This window comes from Enterobacter cloacae complex sp. HYC074_NIDB, from assembly GCF_056673345.1.
In genome coordinates, this window is record NZ_CP114214.1 from 458,412 (window position 1) to 477,968 (window position 19,557).

13 protein-coding genes, 2 tRNA genes and 3 rRNA genes are annotated in these 19,557 nt (G+C 53.4%); 9 read left to right on the forward strand and 9 right to left on the reverse strand.

All coding sequences use genetic code 11. From position 1 onward, the window contains the following. Nucleotides 1-65: 65 nt before the first annotated feature. Together yjdN and O1724_RS02230 are read right to left on the reverse strand one after the other, a co-directional pair. On the reverse strand, nt 66-497 hold the full coding sequence (yjdN, locus tag O1724_RS02225; RefSeq protein ID WP_003860208.1) for a VOC family metalloprotein YjdN: 432 nt from the start codon (nt 495-497) through the stop codon (nt 66-68). A gap of 80 nt (nt 498-577) precedes the next feature. Beyond that, complete coding sequence (locus O1724_RS02230; protein WP_003860206.1) at nt 578-913, reverse strand: zinc ribbon domain-containing protein YjdM; 336 nt, start codon at nt 911-913, stop codon at nt 578-580. 591 nt (nt 914-1,504) lie between these two features. Between O1724_RS02230 and crfC the strand changes: the two genes are divergently transcribed. Continuing rightward, nucleotides 1,505-3,859 carry a clamp-binding protein CrfC gene (gene crfC / locus O1724_RS02235; protein WP_126297442.1) on the forward strand — a complete coding sequence of 785 codons (2,355 nt, stop codon included), beginning with the start codon at nt 1,505-1,507 and terminating at the stop codon, nt 3,857-3,859. After that, on the forward strand, nt 3,856-4,734 hold the full coding sequence (locus tag O1724_RS02240) for a diguanylate cyclase regulator RdcB family protein (protein ID WP_126297441.1): 879 nt from the start codon (nt 3,856-3,858) through the stop codon (nt 4,732-4,734). The genes crfC and O1724_RS02240 overlap by 4 nt, the downstream gene beginning before the upstream one ends. Before the next feature lie 34 nt (nt 4,735-4,768). Here the strand turns inward: O1724_RS02240 and kdgT are convergent, their stop codons facing one another. Then, a complete protein-coding gene (kdgT, locus tag O1724_RS02245) occupies nt 4,769-5,761 on the reverse strand; it encodes a 2-keto-3-deoxygluconate transporter (protein WP_126297448.1) in 993 nt (330 codons plus the stop codon). Between the two features lie 645 nt (nt 5,762-6,406). Between kdgT and proP the strand changes: the two genes are divergently transcribed. After that, nucleotides 6,407-7,909: a glycine betaine/L-proline transporter ProP gene (gene proP / locus O1724_RS02250; protein ID WP_003860199.1), complete on the forward strand. Its 1,503-nt coding sequence runs from the start codon at nt 6,407-6,409 to the stop codon at nt 7,907-7,909. Nucleotides 7,910-7,942: 33 nt separating this feature from the next. Here proP and O1724_RS02255 read toward each other — a convergent pair whose 3' ends face one another. Continuing rightward, nucleotides 7,943-8,896 (reverse strand): nickel/cobalt transporter, encoded by a 954-nt coding sequence (locus O1724_RS02255; RefSeq protein ID WP_032608267.1) that lies wholly within the window; start codon nt 8,894-8,896, stop codon nt 7,943-7,945. A gap of 485 nt (nt 8,897-9,381) precedes the next feature. On the opposite strand from O1724_RS02255, the gene O1724_RS02260 reads away from it, so the two are divergent. The 4 genes from O1724_RS02260 to rrf all read left to right on the forward strand — a co-directional run bounded on the left by O1724_RS02260 (nt 9,382) and on the right by rrf (nt 14,356). Next, nucleotides 9,382-10,923: ribosomal RNA gene (locus O1724_RS02260) — 16S ribosomal RNA — on the forward strand. Nucleotides 10,924-11,007: 84 nt separating this feature from the next. Then, nucleotides 11,008-11,083, forward strand: a tRNA-Glu gene (locus O1724_RS02265). A gap of 182 nt (nt 11,084-11,265) precedes the next feature. Beyond that, a 23S ribosomal RNA gene (locus O1724_RS02270) occupies nt 11,266-14,170 on the forward strand. A 70-nt stretch (nt 14,171-14,240) separates the two neighbouring features. Next, nucleotides 14,241-14,356: ribosomal RNA gene (gene rrf, locus O1724_RS02275) — 5S ribosomal RNA — on the forward strand. Together the 16S, 23S and 5S rRNA genes with 1 tRNA gene alongside form the textbook arrangement of a ribosomal RNA operon. Nucleotides 14,357-14,453: 97 nt before the next feature. On the opposite strand, the gene O1724_RS02280 is transcribed toward rrf, so the two are convergent. Beyond that, on the reverse strand, nt 14,454-15,074 hold the full coding sequence (locus O1724_RS02280; RefSeq protein ID WP_096947308.1) for a DUF2238 domain-containing protein: 621 nt from the start codon (nt 15,072-15,074) through the stop codon (nt 14,454-14,456). A 113-nt stretch (nt 15,075-15,187) separates the two neighbouring features. Beyond that, a tRNA-Phe gene (locus O1724_RS02285) sits at nt 15,188-15,263 on the reverse strand. A gap of 169 nt (nt 15,264-15,432) precedes the next feature. Here O1724_RS02285 and O1724_RS02290 point away from each other — a divergent pair. Continuing rightward, complete coding sequence (locus tag O1724_RS02290) at nt 15,433-16,278, forward strand: AraC family transcriptional regulator (RefSeq protein ID WP_047654584.1); 846 nt, start codon at nt 15,433-15,435, stop codon at nt 16,276-16,278. 37 nt (nt 16,279-16,315) lie between these two features. Further along, a complete protein-coding gene (locus tag O1724_RS02295) occupies nt 16,316-16,906 on the forward strand; it encodes a LysE family translocator (RefSeq protein ID WP_003855903.1) in 591 nt (196 codons plus the stop codon). On the opposite strand, the gene O1724_RS02300 is transcribed toward O1724_RS02295, so the two are convergent. Genes O1724_RS02300 through cutA form a run of 3 tightly spaced genes read right to left on the reverse strand, consistent with a single transcriptional unit; the run spans nt 16,903 to nt 19,536 of the window. Then, nucleotides 16,903-17,478 carry a transcriptional regulator gene (locus O1724_RS02300; RefSeq protein ID WP_045895627.1) on the reverse strand — a complete coding sequence of 192 codons (576 nt, stop codon included), beginning with the start codon at nt 17,476-17,478 and terminating at the stop codon, nt 16,903-16,905. The two genes, O1724_RS02295 and O1724_RS02300, sit on opposite strands and share 4 nt — an antisense overlap. Before the next feature lie 49 nt (nt 17,479-17,527). Next, a complete protein-coding gene (locus O1724_RS02305) occupies nt 17,528-19,237 on the reverse strand; it encodes a protein-disulfide reductase DsbD (protein WP_126297138.1) in 1,710 nt (569 codons plus the stop codon). Continuing rightward, nucleotides 19,213-19,536, reverse strand: coding sequence for a divalent cation tolerance protein CutA (cutA, locus tag O1724_RS02310; protein ID WP_003855908.1), 324 nt, complete (start codon nt 19,534-19,536; stop codon nt 19,213-19,215). Before cutA ends, O1724_RS02305 begins: the two co-directional genes overlap by 25 nt. Nucleotides 19,537-19,557 lie beyond the last annotated feature (21 nt).

Below are 19,557 nucleotides of genomic sequence, written 5' to 3' on the forward strand. Positions count from 1 at the left end.
CACCCTAGGCCCGGCCAGCGCAGCGCGACCGGGCGCTGTTGCCGGATGCGCTGCGCTTATGCGGCCTACGATTTAACGACGTTAATCATCCACGGCACGCCGTATTTATCGGTGACTTTCCCGAATCCGTGCGCCCAGAAAGTCTCCTGCCAGGCCATTTCGACATTGCCGCCATCAGAGAGGTTGTCGAACCAGCGTTTGCCTTCATCCACGTCCTGCGTGTCGAGCACCAGCGTAAATCCGGCGTACTGCGTGCTGCTACCGGGTGGCAAACCATCGCTCATCATGATATCGCTGCCGGCAATGCGGACATTAGAGTGGGCGATGGCGGTATCCGGGAAGTTCATGCCTGACGGACAGCCTTCTTCGCTGTTTTCGTCTTTGGGCATTTCGCCGAAGGTGATTTTGTAGAGGAGTTCTGCGCCGACGGCCTGCTGATAGAAGGCCGTCGCCTCCGCACAGTTGCCGGCGAAAGAGATGTAGGGACTTAACGGCATAATCTTTACCTCACGTAAGAAAAGCCCGTTAAGTGTAGTTCCCGAACGCCCGGTAAGCGAAGCGTCACCGGGCGGGACAATCAGTTCTTTTTCACGAACTCAGATTTCAGTTTCATCGGACCGAAGCCGTCAATTTTGCAGTCGATATTATGATCGCCTTCAACCAGACGGATATTTTTAACTTTAGTGCCGATCTTCAGCATGGAGGAGCTGCCTTTTACCTTAAGATCTTTCACAACGGTAACGCTGTCGCCGTCTGCCAGCAGGTTGCCATTCGCGTCTTTCACGATCAGCGCATCGCTGTCCTGCGCAGGCTCCGCATCGTTCCATTCATGGGCGCATTCCGGGCAAACGAACATGCCATTGTCTTCATAGGTGTATTCAGAATTGCATTTCGGGCAGTGTGGAAGTTGCATGTGGGTATCCTCAAAAGTGTTAACACGCTGGAAAACGCCAGCTAAATGACGGCAGTGTGCCGAAAAAGGCAGCGAGTATAACGCAAATCCCCACTTTTGTCGGTGATATTGTTTTATAAAAATAGCGCATAAATGCGCAAGCGATGACACGAACTGTCAGTGAATTAAGGGAAGCGTATGCCCTGAACGGCAGAGATCGTAATCATGCTAAATGTATCGAATATTTTATTACAGCAAATTGCTACGCTGTGCCATTTCGGATAAGGTGAAGGAACAAGCCGTTATTTATCTACCCTCCTCTGACGACATACATCTTTTGGCGTCAGGGAATACCTCTCTTTTTTGGTGGGTAAATAACGATGATATATCCTGATGTTTCCTGAAAATGCGTTTTGTCTATTCACTTTTGGCTTTCTGGCCAGGGGATGTTTTACACGTATTACGAGGGTGGGTTTTAAATTCTCATTATCTTCAGTTAGTTGTATTAAATGAACATGTTTTCCATACGTGATCATATAAGCCTGAAAAGTATAATTAAAACATCGTGGCTTAATAAAAGTAATAAATTTGCGTTAAGGGAAGGCTTTTATCATGCACACACAGACCATATTTGAATTAAGCCAGGAAGCTGAACGTTTGTTACAGCTCGCTCTGAACAATCTTGATTCATTAAAATCTATGCCGATTGCAAAGCTGGATAGCACAACCGCTGCCATGAGCGGCGTTAATAACAACGTTTTGCCATTGCATTTTAGCGCACGAGGTGTCGACGCTCAGCAGGCGATGCTGAATAATGAATTACGCAAAATAACCCGCCTCGAAATGGTACTGGCGATTGTGGGTACCATGAAAGCGGGAAAATCGACCACCATTAATGCGATTGTGGGCACGGAAGTGCTGCCGAACCGCAATCGTCCGATGACGGCGCTTCCCACGCTGATCCGCCATACGCCGGGCCAGAAGGAGCCGGTGCTGCATTTTTTGCACGTTTCGCCCATCGATACCCTGATTACCCAGTTGCAGAAAAAACTGTGCGATAAAGATCGCGGCAAGCTGGCGCGGCGTCTGGAAATCGACAAGGACATGAATACGCTGCTGGAGCGCATAGAAAGAGGTGAGGCGTTTGAAAAACATCACCTGGGCGCGGAGCCCATCTTTCATTGTCTGAAAAGCCTGAACGATCTGGTGCGGCTTTCTCAGGCGCTGGGCGTGGAGTTTCCGTTCTCTGAGTATGCCGCGATTGAACATATTCCGGTGATTGAGGTGGAGTTTGTGCATCTCGCCGGTCTGGATGCGCACCTGGGGCAACTGACGCTGCTCGACACGCCGGGGCCGAACGAGGCCGGTCAGCCGCACCTGCAAAAAATGCTCAATGAGCAGTTGGCGCGCGCCTCCGCCGTTCTGGCGGTGATGGACTACACCCAGCTTAAATCCATTTCTGATGCTGAGGTTCGTCAGGCAATTTCGGCTGCCGGGAAATCCGTGCCGCTTTACGCCCTGGTCAACAAATTCGATCAGAAAGATCGTAATAGCGACGATGAAGAGCAGGTGCGGGCGATGTTTTCCGGCACGCTGATGAAAGGGAATATTTCTCCGGGGCAAATTTATCCGGTCTCTTCCATGTGGGCCTATCTGGCAAACCGCGCCCGCTATGAGATGAACGCCCATGGGCGCCTTCCCGATCATCAGGATCAGCGTTGGGTACAGGATTTTGCCGAGGCCGCGCTGGGCCGCCGCTGGCGAACGGCCGACCTGGACGATATTGACCATATTCGCCATGCGGCGGATCTGCTGTGGGAGGATTCGCTGTTCGAACAGCCCATCCGCAAACTGATTTACGCGGCTTACGCCAACGCCTCACTGTTCGCTTTACGGTCGGCATCGCATAAGCTGCTGAACTATGCGCAAAATGCCAGAGAATACCTGGACTTTCGCCATCAGGGACTGACGGTCGCTTTTGATGAGCTGGAGCTGAATATTGCGCGCCTGGAAGAGGATATGACGATGCTGCGTCAGCGGCAGAGCGTGGTGAGCGATGAGGTCCAGCATGAAGTTGAAGAGGCGCTCAACGCAACGGATGCTTTTCTGCTTCGCCAGAAAGATGAACTTCACCAGGCGCTGGGCGACATTTTTAGCCGCCCGTCTATTCTTGACTTAGCAGGCCGCGAGCCATCCAGTTTGCGTGAAGACGACGCGGATGCGATCCAGCAGCTGGTGCTTGACGATGAAGGGCATGCGCAGATTGTCCTGAGCAAGATCCGATCGTCATGCGAGCAGATTATGCTGAATGCGCAGAGCAGAATTGGCCGGGAGCTGGCGTTACGCTTCGATCAGCTGGAGTCTACGCTCGCCCGATCGTTGAATGAGGCGATGCGACCCATCGAGACGCGAATTAAGGAACAGCTCAGTCATGCCGGATTTCGGGCGCGGATTAGCTTCCCGGCGTTTCAGGCAAACCAGCTTAATTTCAATACGCGCGGGTTATTTAATGATGCCATTGTGCAGGACACCCCTCCCGCCAGTCAGCCAGCAGGGGCAGGCAGCGTACGTAATACCGTCTCGCGCTGGCTCAATAATCCCGGCTGGGGCTGGGAGGAGTATGTCGTGACGCGCACACGCTATGTCATCGACATCGCTCAGCTTCATGGCAAATTTACGCAACATACCGATCAGTTTTGCGATCAAATTCGTAAAGCTTTGGCCGCGCAGGTCGATGTCTCTGTTACGGCAGGTATGGCAACGTTCTTTGCAGAGTTTTCGTTGTGCCTGACCGGGTTACAGGAAAGCTTGCGTGATAGCCTTGCCGTTCGGCAGCAGAATGAGCATTCAACCCGGGCGCTTAGCCAGTTGTTGAAGCAAAGTATGACCACTGCGGCGTGGATTCAGGAAGATACCCGACTGTTACGCGATGATATTCAAACCTTATTCGCGGCAGAGCAACCATGACAACACAGCTACTGGACGGTCCCGGGCGGACGCTGGAGTGTATTCATCCAAAATTTATGGTCGATTTGGTCCAGGGGGCGAATGCTGCACGTCACGCCCTCCTGGGGCCACAGCAACTACAATTTCGTGAGCGTTTGACGCAGGAGATCATTACGCAGACCCGGCTGCGGCCGTGGGCAATGGCGGGAATGCTCAACGAAAATGCAGCACTGCGGCTGGGTCTGGCGGAGAAACTTGCCGGTATGCTCGACCCCGGACACCTTGCGCTGACCCGTATGTCCGACAGGCTGGTAGCCCTGCGCCAGCAGGTGAATCCACGCCTCCCTCAACCTCCCGGATTGTTGCAACAGTACGAGGAGCTCTCCGCACATTTCAACCAGCGTGCCGCCTATAAAGAGAAAGCGCTCGCGCAGCGCGGTCTTACGGTTCAGGCGGGTGAGCACAGCGAGCAAATTTTTACCCGCTGGCGAGCCGGGCAGTATGACGGCTGGTCGCTGGCTGGCCGCTGCTTTATCGTGCTGGAAGAGTTGCGCTGGGGGGCGTTTGGCGATGCCTGTCGTCTGGCGAATAGTGATGTGGCGGCCATGCTGAAAGATAACCTGCGCAGCATGGCCGCAAATTATCTGGCACAGGAGATTAATGCTTCTCCCACCACCCGGCATTTTTACCATCAGTGGCTGACGACGCCCGCTTCTCCCGGTCTGATTGATTATAAAGATATGCTGGGCTGGCTGGGGGACTGGTGTCAGGCGGAAAAACATCCGGTGAGCTGGTCAGTGACGCAGAGCTGGCAAACGGTCGCGCTGGGAATGCCAAGACTCTGTTCGGCAAAACGGCTGGTGGATGGCATGGTGGAAGAGATATTTGGTACGTGATTGCCCCCTCTTTTTAAAGAGGGGGGCGAAAGGGTTAGTGGTGCATTTCTACCGCTTCATGTTCTGTCCGGGTCTCAGGCACATGCCCAAAGCGTCTGGCGTACAGTGCCGTGATGATAGGGACCAGAATTGCCGTAACAATCACGCTGGCGGCAACCAGAGCCGTGGCGGAAGCGGCTACGGGTTCAAAGGCCGGGTTAATCTGGGCGATAATCACCGGGTTGGCTACCGCAGCGCCTGCGGCCGAAGAGGCGGCCACACCCGCGGTTCCGTTGCCGCCCCCGATGACGCGGTCTGCAATAATCAGCGGAATACCCGTGATGACGATGACGGCAACACCCAGCACAATACCCAGCAGGCCGGTTTCGAGAATTACGTTCAGGTTGATGGTATTGCCCAACGCGAAGCCGAAGAACGGGATCAGTACCGGGGTGGCTTTGCTGAAGAAATCGCGCAGATCGTGATCGAGGTTACCCAGCGCAAAACCAATCAGGAACGGCAGGATCGCCCCGACAAAATGGTGTAGTTCAAAGGAGGCAAGGCCAGCAGAACCCAGAATCAACATCGTCATCAGTGGACCCGACTCCAGGGACATCAGCACGAACGCGCCCGATTCTTCTTTGGTGCCATATTGATTCATCAGGCTGGCATAGAGACCGCCGTTGGTCATATCCATTGCTGAGACAATGGCCAGAACGGATAATCCGGCGAAGAAGCCAGTCTGAATTCCATTCTCCGGAATGAACATCGCACAGATCATGGCAACAACCCAGGCGACCGCAATTTTAGTAATGACCAACGTCCCTGATTTACGTAATACCGTACCTGTTGCACGCAAGTTAATAGATGCGCCGATGCAAAAGAACCAGACTGCCAGAATCGGTACCGTTCCGGTGATCATACCTTTTGTAAAACCGCCAAAATAAGCACCGGTATTCGAGGCCAGCGTATTTAATATCGCGCCAAGTACCAGCGGGACCAGCATCATCCCGCCCGGGATGCGTTCTATAGTTGCTTTAATCTTCATCATTAACCCTCACATCTCGCCCGCGTGGCTGGCGGAAATCTCAAAAATAGATCAACAAATTCAAATGATTGCCTTTTTGGAGGCCAATCGATTCGTTACTTATGCTGTAAAGTGAAATTAAGGCGTTCAGTATTCCTTCATTTGAAAGCCGCTGAGATATCGTGTTCGGATTTATCATGCGATCTTTGGAATTGCGATTCAATCAAAACGAAACACTGTTTTAGTTATCTCCGTCACATATTGAATGGAAACAGGATTGCCCACGATTAATAATTAAATTTTGTGTAAATTCGCTGTGAAGAAATGTGATTGTATTTTGTTTGGGAATGAATAATAACGGGCGTTAAGATCTGTTTGATAAGGGGGTTGAGAATGACCTTACTTATCGTGAATTGACAAAAGCTGAAGGCATCTTACGAACAGGAAAAATATATGTGAAGTTGATCACATATATAAACGCTGGTAGGGTAAAAAGGTCTTTAACTGCCCAGACAGGCGTCAACAGGTTCGGTTGTATTGAGGTAAAACGTCAATGTAAGTAAACCTGCTACGCTTGAATAAGGAGATTCGCATGGAGCGGATCTCTGGTTCACAGCTTGCAAAATGCGCTGTGAAACGGACGGGGCTGAGTCTACGAGGAAAGCTATGCTTAGAAGGAAAAAAGTAAAACCCATCACGCTGCGCGATGTCACCATTATTGATGACGCGAAACTGCGCAAAGCGATTACAGCGGCCTCGCTCGGTAATGCGATGGAGTGGTTCGATTTTGGTGTTTACGGCTTTGTGGCCTATGCACTTGGTAAAGTGTTCTTCCCCGGTGCCGATCCCAGCTTGCAGATGATTGCCGCGCTGGGTACGTTCTCCGTTCCCTTCCTGATTCGCCCTCTTGGTGGTCTTTTCTTCGGCATGCTGGGTGATAAATATGGTCGCCAGAAAATCCTGGCTATTACCATTGTCATCATGTCGATAAGTACATTCTGTATCGGCCTTATTCCGTCGTATGCGACTATTGGTATATGGGCGCCGATTCTGCTGTTGATCTGTAAGATGGCGCAGGGCTTCTCCGTTGGCGGCGAATATACCGGTGCATCGATTTTTGTCGCCGAATATTCTCCGGACCGTAAACGCGGCTTTATGGGCAGCTGGCTGGACTTTGGTTCGATTGCCGGATTCGTCATGGGCGCGGGGGTTGTCGTTCTGATCTCAACCGTAGTGGGTGAAGAGAACTTCCTTGACTGGGGCTGGCGTATTCCGTTCTTCCTGGCGCTGCCGCTGGGCATCATTGGGCTTTACCTGCGTCACGCCCTGGAAGAGACGCCTGCGTTTCAGCAGCACGTTGAAAAGCTGGAGCAGGGTGACCGTGAAGGGTTACAGGATGGCCCGAAAGTGTCGTTCAAGGAGATTGCGACCAAACACTGGCGCAGCCTGCTGACCTGTATTGGTCTGGTGATTTCCACCAACGTCACCTATTACATGCTGCTGACCTACATGCCGAGCTACCTGTCGCATAACCTGCACTACTCGGAAGACCACGGTGTGCTGATTATTATCGCCATCATGGTAGGTATGCTGTTTGTGCAGCCGATTATGGGTCTGTTGAGCGACCGCTTTGGCCGTAAGCCATTCATTATTCTCGGCAGCGTCGCCTTGTTCGCACTGGCAATTCCGGCCTTTATTCTGATTAACAGCAATGTGCTGGGGCTGATTTTCGCCGGTCTGCTGATGCTGGCGGTGATCCTCAACTGCTTCATCGGGGTGATGGCTTCTACGCTGCCGGCAATGTTCCCGACGCATATTCGCTACAGTGCGCTGGCGGCAGCCTTTAATATCTCCGTTCTGATTGCGGGCCTGACGCCGACACTTGCTGCTTCACTGGTGGAGAGCACGCAAAACCTGATGATGCCTGCTTACTATCTGATGGTCATTGCGGTGGTCGGCCTGATTACCGGTATTACCATGAAGGAGACGGCGAATCGTCCCCTGAAAGGGGCAACGCCTGCGGCGTCTGATATTCAGGAAGCGAAAGAGATCCTGCGTGAGCACTACGATAATGTAGAGCAGAAGATTGAAGATATTGACGCAGAGATCGAGGCGCTCCAGAAAAAACGTTCTCGCCTGGTTGACCAGCATCCGAGAATTAACGAGTGATAAAAAAACCCGCCGCTGGCGGGTTTTCTTTTATTAGCATCCTGCGGCGATGTAGTCGCCGCCAGCGCTGACGGGGATCACCGTCAGGAACAGGACCGTCGCGAACAGTATCAGAACAACCCCTCCGGCAATTTTGACCATCGGCATTATCCAGTTCAGGGACGTGCCGCCACCAAACCAGGCTACTGTGCGTTCACGTGCGTAACGTACTGCCAGCGACAGCCCCATAATCGACAGCGCCGTGCCCAGCGACATTGTCATCACAGCAGCAATCCCCCAGCTAATAATGCCGAGCGCATTCGAGAACATCAGGATCATAATTGCCCCGCTGCACGGGCGTGCGCCTATGGCCAGCACTACGCCCAGACGGGTTTTCCAGTCGCTTTTAGCCAGATCCACCCCTACGCCGTGATGGCCGCAGCCACAATGTTCATTATGCTGGTGAAGCGGCTTGATGGCGCTAATCGCCATTTTGCGCGGACGCAGGCTGCTGAGCGCCTGATAAATGATAAATGCACCGAAGGCGGCAATCAGTAGGGCGCTGATTTTCTCGACGTACCAACGGCTGGTGCTGATATCCCCTGACGCGAGGTTCAATCCAACCGCCAGGATAAAGACAAAGGCGATTGCGCTGACGCCCTGCATCAGGCTACCGATAAACGGTACGACGCGCGCCGCGAGCTGGCTCTCTTTATTGGTGGTGAGATACGTGGTGACGATGAATTTGCCGTGTCCCGGTCCAACGGCATGGAGTACACCATAAAGAAACGCACCGGTTAACAACCACAGCCCACCGCTGTACTGATGATTATTAAGTTGCAGCAAATACATCACCAGATAACGGTGCAGGGTGATCTGGGTGGCGAGGCACCACTGAATAAAAGCATTCCAGTGCTCATGCAGTGCAAAACCTGCCATAAGTAACACCAGCACGGCGAGCCCGGCGGTTGGGAGACGCCAGTCACGTTGAAGTCGTTGTGTCGTCATGAGGTTGACCCGCGAGAGAAATATTTGCCGCTAGTATAGTGTTCAAATCGCTGGATCACACCGGGATCGTCAATGGATTGTGGATAAGTCTGTGCGTAAAAAGGTATAAGGCGGGGTTTTGCTGGGGAATACAGCAGTCAGTCATTTTTTTGCAACTTTTCTGTTGCGGTCGCTCGGGAACTCCCTATAATGCGCCTCCATCGACACGGCGGATGTGAATCACTTCACAAACAACCCGGTCGGCTGAAGAGAAAAAATCCTGAAAATCAGGGTTGACTCTGAAAGAGGAAAGCGTAATATACGCCACCTCGCAACGGTGAGCGAAAGCCGCGTTGCACTGCTCTTTAACAATTTATCAGACAATCTGTGTGGGCACTCAAAGTGACATGGATTCTTAACGTCCTCGGACGATAAATGAATACCAAGTCTCAACGAGTGAACACGTAATTCATTACGAAGTTTAATTCATTGAGCATCAAACTTTTAAATTGAAGAGTTTGATCATGGCTCAGATTGAACGCTGGCGGCAGGCCTAACACATGCAAGTCGAACGGTAACAGGAAGCAGCTTGCTGCTTTGCTGACGAGTGGCGGACGGGTGAGTAATGTCTGGGAAACTGCCTGATGGAGGGGGATAACTACTGGAAACGGTAGCTAATACCGCATAACGTCGCAAGACCAAAGAGGGGGACCTTCGGGCCTCTTGCCATCGGATGTGCCCAGATGGGATTAGCTAGTAGGTGGGGTAACGGCTCACCTAGGCGACGATCCCTAGCTGGTCTGAGAGGATGACCAGCCACACTGGAACTGAGACACGGTCCAGACTCCTACGGGAGGCAGCAGTGGGGAATATTGCACAATGGGCGCAAGCCTGATGCAGCCATGCCGCGTGTATGAAGAAGGCCTTCGGGTTGTAAAGTACTTTCAGCGGGGAGGAAGGCGTTGTGGTTAATAACCACAGCGATTGACGTTACCCGCAGAAGAAGCACCGGCTAACTCCGTGCCAGCAGCCGCGGTAATACGGAGGGTGCAAGCGTTAATCGGAATTACTGGGCGTAAAGCGCACGCAGGCGGTCTGTCAAGTCGGATGTGAAATCCCCGGGCTCAACCTGGGAACTGCATTCGAAACTGGCAGGCTAGAGTCTTGTAGAGGGGGGTAGAATTCCAGGTGTAGCGGTGAAATGCGTAGAGATCTGGAGGAATACCGGTGGCGAAGGCGGCCCCCTGGACAAAGACTGACGCTCAGGTGCGAAAGCGTGGGGAGCAAACAGGATTAGATACCCTGGTAGTCCACGCCGTAAACGATGTCGACTTGGAGGTTGTGCCCTTGAGGCGTGGCTTCCGGAGCTAACGCGTTAAGTCGACCGCCTGGGGAGTACGGCCGCAAGGTTAAAACTCAAATGAATTGACGGGGGCCCGCACAAGCGGTGGAGCATGTGGTTTAATTCGATGCAACGCGAAGAACCTTACCTACTCTTGACATCCAGAGAACTTTCCAGAGATGGATTGGTGCCTTCGGGAACTCTGAGACAGGTGCTGCATGGCTGTCGTCAGCTCGTGTTGTGAAATGTTGGGTTAAGTCCCGCAACGAGCGCAACCCTTATCCTTTGTTGCCAGCGGTCCGGCCGGGAACTCAAAGGAGACTGCCAGTGATAAACTGGAGGAAGGTGGGGATGACGTCAAGTCATCATGGCCCTTACGAGTAGGGCTACACACGTGCTACAATGGCGCATACAAAGAGAAGCGACCTCGCGAGAGCAAGCGGACCTCATAAAGTGCGTCGTAGTCCGGATTGGAGTCTGCAACTCGACTCCATGAAGTCGGAATCGCTAGTAATCGTGGATCAGAATGCCACGGTGAATACGTTCCCGGGCCTTGTACACACCGCCCGTCACACCATGGGAGTGGGTTGCAAAAGAAGTAGGTAGCTTAACCTTCGGGAGGGCGCTTACCACTTTGTGATTCATGACTGGGGTGAAGTCGTAACAAGGTAACCGTAGGGGAACCTGCGGTTGGATCACCTCCTTACCTTAAAGAACCTGCCTTTGCAGTGCTCACACAGATTGTCTGATGAAAAGTAAATAGCAAGGCGTCTTGCGATTGAGACTGTACGTCCCCTTCGTCTAGAGGCCCAGGACACCGCCCTTTCACGGCGGTAACAGGGGTTCGAATCCCCTAGGGGACGCCACTTGCTGGTTCGTGAGTGAAAGTCACCTGCCGTCATATCTCAAAACTGACTTGCGAGTCACGTTTGAGATATTTGCTCTTTAAAAATCTGGATCAAGCTGAAAATTGAAACGACACACAGCTCATGTGTGTTCGAGTCTCTCAAATTTTCGCAATCAGAAGTGAAACATCTTCGGGTTGTGAGGTTAAGCGACTAAGCGTACACGGTGGATGCCCTGGCAGTCAGAGGCGATGAAGGACGTGCTAATCTGCGAAAAGCGCCGGCGAGGTGATATGAACCCTTGACCCGGCGATGTCCGAATGGGGAAACCCAGTGTGTTCCGACACACTATCGTTAACTGAATACATAGGTTAACGAGGCGAACCGGGGGAACTGAAACATCTAAGTACCCCGAGGAAAAGAAATCAACCGAGATTCCCCCAGTAGCGGCGAGCGAACGGGGAGCAGCCCGGAGTCTGAATCAGCTTGTGTGTTAGTGGAACGGTCTGGAAAGTCCGACGGTACAGGGTGATAGTCCCGTACACGAAAATGCACTTGCTGTGAACTCGAAGAGTAGGGCGGGACACGTGGTATCCTGTCTGAATATGGGGGGACCATCCTCCAAGGCTAAATACTCCTGACTGACCGATAGTGAACCAGTACCGTGAGGGAAAGGCGAAAAGAACCCCGGCGAGGGGAGTGAAAAAGAACCTGAAACCGTGTACGTACAAGCAGTGGGAGCCTCTTTATGGGGTGACTGCGTACCTTTTGTATAATGGGTCAGCGACTTATATTCTGTAGCAAGGTTAACCGTATAGGGGAGCCGAAGGGAAACCGAGTCTTAACTGGGCGTTAAGTTGCAGGGTATAGACCCGAAACCCGGTGATCTAGCCATGGGCAGGTTGAAGGTTGGGTAACACTAACTGGAGGACCGAACCGACTAATGTTGAAAAATTAGCGGATGACCTGTGGCTGGGGGTGAAAGGCCAATCAAACCGGGAGATAGCTGGTTCTCCCCGAAAGCTATTTAGGTAGCGCCTCGTGAACTCATCTTCGGGGGTAGAGCACTGTTTCGGCTAGGGGGCCATCCCGGCTTACCAACCCGATGCAAACTACGAATACCGAAGAATGTTATCACGGGAGACACACGGCGGGTGCTAACGTCCGTCGTGAAGAGGGAAACAACCCAGACCGCCAGCTAAGGTCCCAAAGTCATGGTTAAGTGGGAAACGATGTGGGAAGGCACAGACAGCCAGGATGTTGGCTTAGAAGCAGCCATCATTTAAAGAAAGCGTAATAGCTCACTGGTCGAGTCGGCCTGCGCGGAAGATGTAACGGGGCTAAACCATGCACCGAAGCTGCGGCAGCGACGCTTATGCGTTGTTGGGTAGGGGAGCGTTCTGTAAGCCGTTGAAGGTGTGCTGTGAGGCATGCTGGAGGTATCAGAAGTGCGAATGCTGACATAAGTAACGATAAAGCGGGTGAAAAGCCCGCTCGCCGGAAGACCAAGGGTTCCTGTCCAACGTTAATCGGGGCAGGGTGAGTCGACCCCTAAGGCGAGGCCGAAAGGCGTAGTCGATGGGAAACAGGTTAATATTCCTGTACTTGGTGTTACTGCGAAGGGGGGACGGAGAAGGCTATGTCAGCCGGGCGACGGTTGTCCCGGTTTAAGCATGTAGGCGGAGGTTCCAGGTAAATCCGGTACCTTTTAACGCTGAGGTGTGATGACGAGGCACTACGGTGCTGAAGTGATAAATGCCCTGCTTCCAGGAAAAGCCTCTAAGCATCAGGTAACACGAAATCGTACCCCAAACCGACACAGGTGGTCAGGTAGAGAATACCAAGGCGCTTGAGAGAACTCGGGTGAAGGAACTAGGCAAAATGGTGCCGTAACTTCGGGAGAAGGCACGCTGATAGGTAGGTGAAGTCCCTGCGGACGGAGCTGAAATCAGTCGAAGATACCAGCTGGCTGCAACTGTTTATTAAAAACACAGCACTGTGCAAACACGAAAGTGGACGTATACGGTGTGACGCCTGCCCGGTGCCGGAAGGTTAATTGATGGGGTTAGCGGCAACGCGAAGCTCTTGATCGAAGCCCCGGTAAACGGCGGCCGTAACTATAACGGTCCTAAGGTAGCGAAATTCCTTGTCGGGTAAGTTCCGACCTGCACGAATGGCGTAATGATGGCCAGGCTGTCTCCACCCGAGACTCAGTGAAATTGAACTCGCTGTGAAGATGCAGTGTACCCGCGGCAAGACGGAAAGACCCCGTGAACCTTTACTATAGCTTGACACTGAACACTGGTCCTTGATGTGTAGGATAGGTGGGAGGCTTTGAAGCGTGGACGCCAGTCTGCGTGGAGCCATCCTTGAAATACCACCCTTTAATGGCTGGTGTTCTAACGTAGACCCGTGATCCGGGTTGCGGACAGTGTCTGGTGGGTAGTTTGACTGGGGCGGTCTCCTCCCAAAGAGTAACGGAGGAGCACGAAGGTTGGCTAATCCTGGTCGGACATCAGGAGGTTAGTGCAATGGCATAAGCCAGCTTGACTGCGAGCGTGACGGCGCGAGCAGGTGCGAAAGCAGGTCATAGTGATCCGGTGGTTCTGAATGGAAGGGCCATCGCTCAACGGATAAAAGGTACTCCGGGGATAACAGGCTGATACCGCCCAAGAGTTCATATCGACGGCGGTGTTTGGCACCTCGATGTCGGCTCATCACATCCTGGGGCTGAAGTAGGTCCCAAGGGTATGGCTGTTCGCCATTTAAAGTGGTACGCGAGCTGGGTTTAGAACGTCGTGAGACAGTTCGGTCCCTATCTGCCGTGGGCGCTGGAGAATTGAGGGGGGCTGCTCCTAGTACGAGAGGACCGGAGTGGACGCATCACTGGTGTTCGGGTTGTCATGCCAATGGCACTGCCCGGTAGCTAAATGCGGAAGAGATAAGTGCTGAAAGCATCTAAGCACGAAACTTGCCCCGAGATGAGTTCTCCCTGAGACTTTAAGTCTCCTGAAGGAACGTTGAAGACGACGACGTTGATAGGTCGGGTGTGTAAGCGCAGCGATGCGTTGAGCTAACCGATACTAATGAACCGTGAGGCTTAACCTTACAACGCCGAAGGTGTTTTGGCGAAGAGACAGACACGATTTTCAGCCTGATACAGATTAAACAGAATTTGCCTGGCGGCTTTAGCGCGGTGGTCCCACCTGACCCCATGCCGAACTCAGAAGTGAAACGCCGTAGCGCCGATGGTAGTGTGGGGTCTCCCCATGTGAGAGTAGGGAACTGCCAGGCATCAAACAAGTGAAGAGGCCATCCGCAAGGATGGCCTTTTTGCGTTTATTTGTTGAAAAACGGCAGGCCGGGTAAGGCGAAGCCGTCACCCGGCAACTCAGAGCGCACTATCCACATTCAAACGACGCAATTGCCGCTGATGGAAACGCCCAAGGATCAGTACCGTCGTTAACGCACCAAGCAGCGCGCAAAACATATCAGACTGGGTATCCCATGGATCGCCCTGCGTCCCCAGAAAATCATCCGCACCCTGTCCCATCGCCAAAGCAGCCCACCACTCAATGAGTTCATAGGTGGCGCTAATGGCCAGAGCAACACAGCACACCAGAAATCCCGTCATCTTATGTCCACGAACATACCCACCGCGCAGCAGAATTTCTCGCGCTGCCAGTGCGGGAACCAGCCCCTGGAAGAAGTGACCGAGCTTGTCATACGGATTTCGGCTAAGCCCGAGCATCTCCTGAACCTCAAAACCAACCGGAACCTTTGCATAGGTGTACATACCACCAACCATCAGAATGATGGCGTGGAAGAAAACCAGGGTATAGAGAAGGGGAGTCAGGGGGTATCGCCTGTGCGTGGCAAGCAGAAGTGGGATGATGATAATGACGGGCGTCACCTCCATCAGCCAGGTGATGCGATCGCTCGTGAACAGGCCGGTATAAAACAGGATCAACAGCAGGAGCAGTGACCCGACTTTTAAAGCAGATAAGGTCATATCATTTTCATTGTCAGGAAAAAAAATCACTATTACCTGACAGAAGGGAAAATTCAATGCGTAGCGGGGACAGAAAAGCAAAAACCCAGCCATAGGCTGGGTTCTTTAAATAGTGGTGCCCGGACTCGGAATCGAACCAAGGACACGGGGATTTTCAATCCCCTGCTCTACCGACTGAGCTATCCGGGCAACGGAGCGCATTAAACCGCAATCGCGCGCGATCGTCAACATTATTTCGGGAAAAGCTGTTCAACTGCTTAAGTTTGCGGCAATCTGTCCGTTTGTGTCCTGGAATTGCACAAATCTTCCAGACAGTTCAGGCAAGATGTGACAATGCTGGCGGTAAGAGGAGGGCAGTATGGCAAACGACTGGCTTGAGCTGCGTCAGCATGCAGAAACAGGTATTGAGACAATTAAGGCGCATTTCGAAGGACATGCTTTTGATCCCCACTGGCATGATAGCTATCTGGTCGGAATAACCCTTTCCGGCACGCAGCAGTTTCACTGTCGCCGTGAACGCCACCGTAGCCAGCCGGGCGATGCTTTTTTACTTGAGCCCGGGGAGATCCATGACGGTGATGCACCGGTAGAGGGGGGCTTTACTTATCTGACCTTTTATCTGGATGAACACTGGCTCACCCGTACGCTTCAAGGGCTGTACGACTCTACTCCCGGGAGCTACACCCTCCACTTTGCCCAAACGCTGACGCGAGAGCCTCAGTTGGTGCGTGCTATCGGTGATACATTTGCCTCGTTGCATAACGATGAGATGAAGATCGTCCAACAGAGCACAATGGATAACCTGCTCTCTCAGATAACTACCCACTGCCACTGGCGTAAGAAACTCCCGTCGCAATTACAAAGCTCCGCTGTGGCGCATCGTGCCCGCGACTATCTCTATGCGCATATCGGCGAGAACGTGGGGCTATCAGACCTTGCCCGCGAGACGGGTACGGATCGCTTTACCCTCACCCGCTGTTTTAAACGCGAATTTCACCTGGCACCTCACGCCTGGCTTATCCAGCTGCGACTGGCAAAGGCCCGACAGATGCTGGCGTGTGGGGAACTGCCTGTTGATGTTGCGACGGCAGTGGGTTTTGCCGATCAAAGCCATCTTGGTCGCTGGTTCCAGCGTGCATACCGTATTTCTCCGGCACACTACCGCCGGTTATGCACAAACCTTCCAGACGTTTCCAGAAAATAACGGCACATTCGTGGCTCTAATAAAAAAGGAGTCACCTGTGAATTTATTACCCTTCCTGCTGTTTGCATTTGTCGCCTCGATTACACCGGGGCCAACCAACATTCTGGTACTGGCTAACAGTCAGCACTTTGGCGTAAAAAATACGGTTCCTGCGATCCTGGGCGGGTGTATTGCCGCCAGCGCTATTGTTCTGGTTTCAGGCGCTGGGGCAGGAGAAGTGTTACGCCAGTATCCACTGATACGTCAGGTAATGAGCTGGGCGGGTGTGCTGTGGCTTTCCTGGATGAGCTGGCAGCTGTTTAGCGCCCCGGCCGCGAATCTCTCCTCCAGAAGTCACGTCCGATTTACCGCGCGGGCGGCGGCGTTACTACAGGTTGTAAATCCAAAAACATGGATGATGGCGCTGGCAGTTGTCAGCCTGTTTGCTCCGGCAAGCGACCATGCATTACGGGATATTACGCTGATGGCGCTATGGTTTCTGGCGATCTCCGTGGTCTGTTTGTTGTGCTGGGCGTGGCTGGGGAAGGCGGTGAACCGGATTTTCCGCACCACCGTGGCGATGGTGCGATTTCAGCGCGCGATGGCGCTGTGTTTGTTTATTTCCGCCTGGATGGGAATGCTGGCTTAGGTCAGTGCACCACCCATACGACACTGCGCGAACCGCAAAATATCTTCCGCCAGACGGTGCGCCGTATCCACATCCGCCTGGCTACGGTTCACCAGCATGCGGCTCAGGCAACCTTCCAGCACCAGCTCCATCTGCTTCGCGACCATTGCCGGATCATCCACTTCAAGTGTGGTCAGCAGCTCATGTGTGAACTCGTGCGCGGCTCGTTTTTGCTGATCTGCCAGTTGATGGATGGGGTGCCCAGGATCCGGATAGTAGGTGCAGGCGGCGATAAACAGACAACCTGGGTAACGGTTGTTGGTAACACACTCCGTCAGTGCGGTATAGCGCGCCAGCAGCTTTTGCTCGGTGGTCAGTTCTTCATTCAGCATCAGCTGCCTGCGCCAGATATCCACCTGCTGGCTGAGATAGCGCAGGGCATCGTACAGCAGCGCCTCTTTATCCGGCCAGAAGCGCTTAAGTTCATCCAGAGGGTAATTGATACGGTCGGCGACCATCTCAAGCGTGGTGCTGGCGATCCCTTGAATCTCAAGCAATTGCAGGGCTTGTCCCAGTACGTCTTCGCGTTGCACGGTTATCTCCTCCGCTATTCCCAACGGTTTGTCCCGTCTAAAGTGTTGTTTACGGTTGGCGATTGCGCAAATGCGCGTTGAATGCCGTCGCGTCCATAAACCCGGTTACACGCTGCGTCGGCTGTTCTTCCCCCTGTTCATTGAAGAACAGGATGGTAGGCAACCCGAGCACGTTAAGTTGCTTCAGCAGAGCCTTATCCTGCGTGCTGTTGGCGGTAACGTTCGCCTGGAGCAGAACGGTATCGCTCAGCGCATGTTGTACCTGCGGATCGCTGAAGGTGTATTTTTCAAACTCTTTGCAGGCCACGCACCAGTCGGCATAGAGATCGAGCATGACCGGTTTGCCTTTCGCCTGCGCCAGGGCGTGGTTAAGGTCATCTACGTTTTTAATCTGTATAAAATTCAGATGAGCCTGCGTTTGACCTGCCGGGGTGCCAAACGCCCAGTCCTGTAGCGGACGGACGCTCACCAGCGCGGCCGCCAGCAGAAGGATCTGTAGCAGGCGCATCCACGGTTTCTTCGCCCCCAGACTCACGATAAACGCCCAGCTGAAGAAGGCCACGCCGAGCATCGCCCAAAGACGTGTACCACACACATCACCGATGATGCGCTCCAGCAGAAATACCGGCAGCGCCAGAATGACAAAACCAAACGCGGTTTTCACCGTCTCCATCCACGGGCCGCTTTTCGGCAGCAGACGATTGCCAAACACCGTCACCAGGATCAGCGGCAGGCCCATGCCGAGCGCGTAGAGGTACAGCGTGCCGCCGCCGAGCCACAGGTTGCCGCTCTGAGCAATGTATAACAGGATGGCGCTCAACGGCGCAGTGGTGCAGGGGGAGCAAATCAGCCCGGCGATGGCACCCATGGCGAACACGCCGCCCGCAGAGCCACCCTGCTGACGGTTGCTCATCAGCGTCAGACGGGTTTGCAGGGAAGAGGGCAGTTGCAGGGTGAACAGGCCAAACATCGACAGCGCCAGCAGAATAAACACCGCTGACAGTCCGATAAGCACATAAGGATGCTGAAGGGCGGCCTGGAACTGCAACCCGGCAGCGGCGACCACGAGGCCGAGCGCCGTATAGGTTAACGCCATGCCCTGTACATAGATAAAGGCCAGCAACAGCGCACGGGCGGTGGAAAGGCGTTGTTTACCGCCCAGCACGATGCCAGAGATAAGCGGGTACATAGGCAGTACGCAGGGCGTAAAGGCGATGCCGATACCAATCAATAACGCCCAAAGTGCTGAGAACGGAAGGTCTGAAGTGGCTTCGCCTGCGCCTTCACCCTTCATCCTGGCCCTCTCCCCTGAGGGGAGAGGGGGGGCAGCGCCTTTCACTTCGCTAAGCGGAACGACCTTTGTTTCAGGTGGGTAACAGAATCCGGCGTCTGCGCAGCCCTGATAGGTGACCGTTAATGTGGCACCTTTATCGGCATGGTTCACCGTGACGGGCACGCTTAAGCGCTGGCGATAAATTTCACTCTTACCGTAGAACTCGTCCTCGTGCCACACGCCAGCGGGCATCTGCAATGCGCCGACGTTCGCCTTTGTCGGCGTGATGCTGACCTGCTCGCGATAGAGGTAGTAACCCTCTTTCACCTGCCAGGTGAGACTGAGATCGTGCTGGTTTTGCTGAAAGTCGAAAACGAATGCCTGGTCGGCAGGAATAAAGTTCGAACGGCCGGGTGCGTCAAACAACCCGGCAAAAACTGACGTGCTGCACAGCAGCAGGATCAGCGTAATGAAGCGTTGAGCCATGAGAGATAATCGTTATCGCCGTGGACCACTGGCAGCACCAGCAGCTCCGGGGTTTGGTATGGATGATGAGACTTGAGGCAGTCGAGGAGCGCCTGCTGGTTTGTCAGGTTGGTTTTGAGCAACATCTGGACTTCGTACTCTTGCTCCAGCTTGCCTTCCCAGTAATAAAGGGAGGTGGCACCGGGAAGAAGCGTGACACAGGCAGCCAGTTTTTCGGCCAGCACTTTGGCGGCCAGATCCTGGGCAGAAGCTTCATCAGGGGCGGTGCACAGTACAACAACAGCATCAGGCGTGTTCACAAGTCGACCTCCTCATCACGA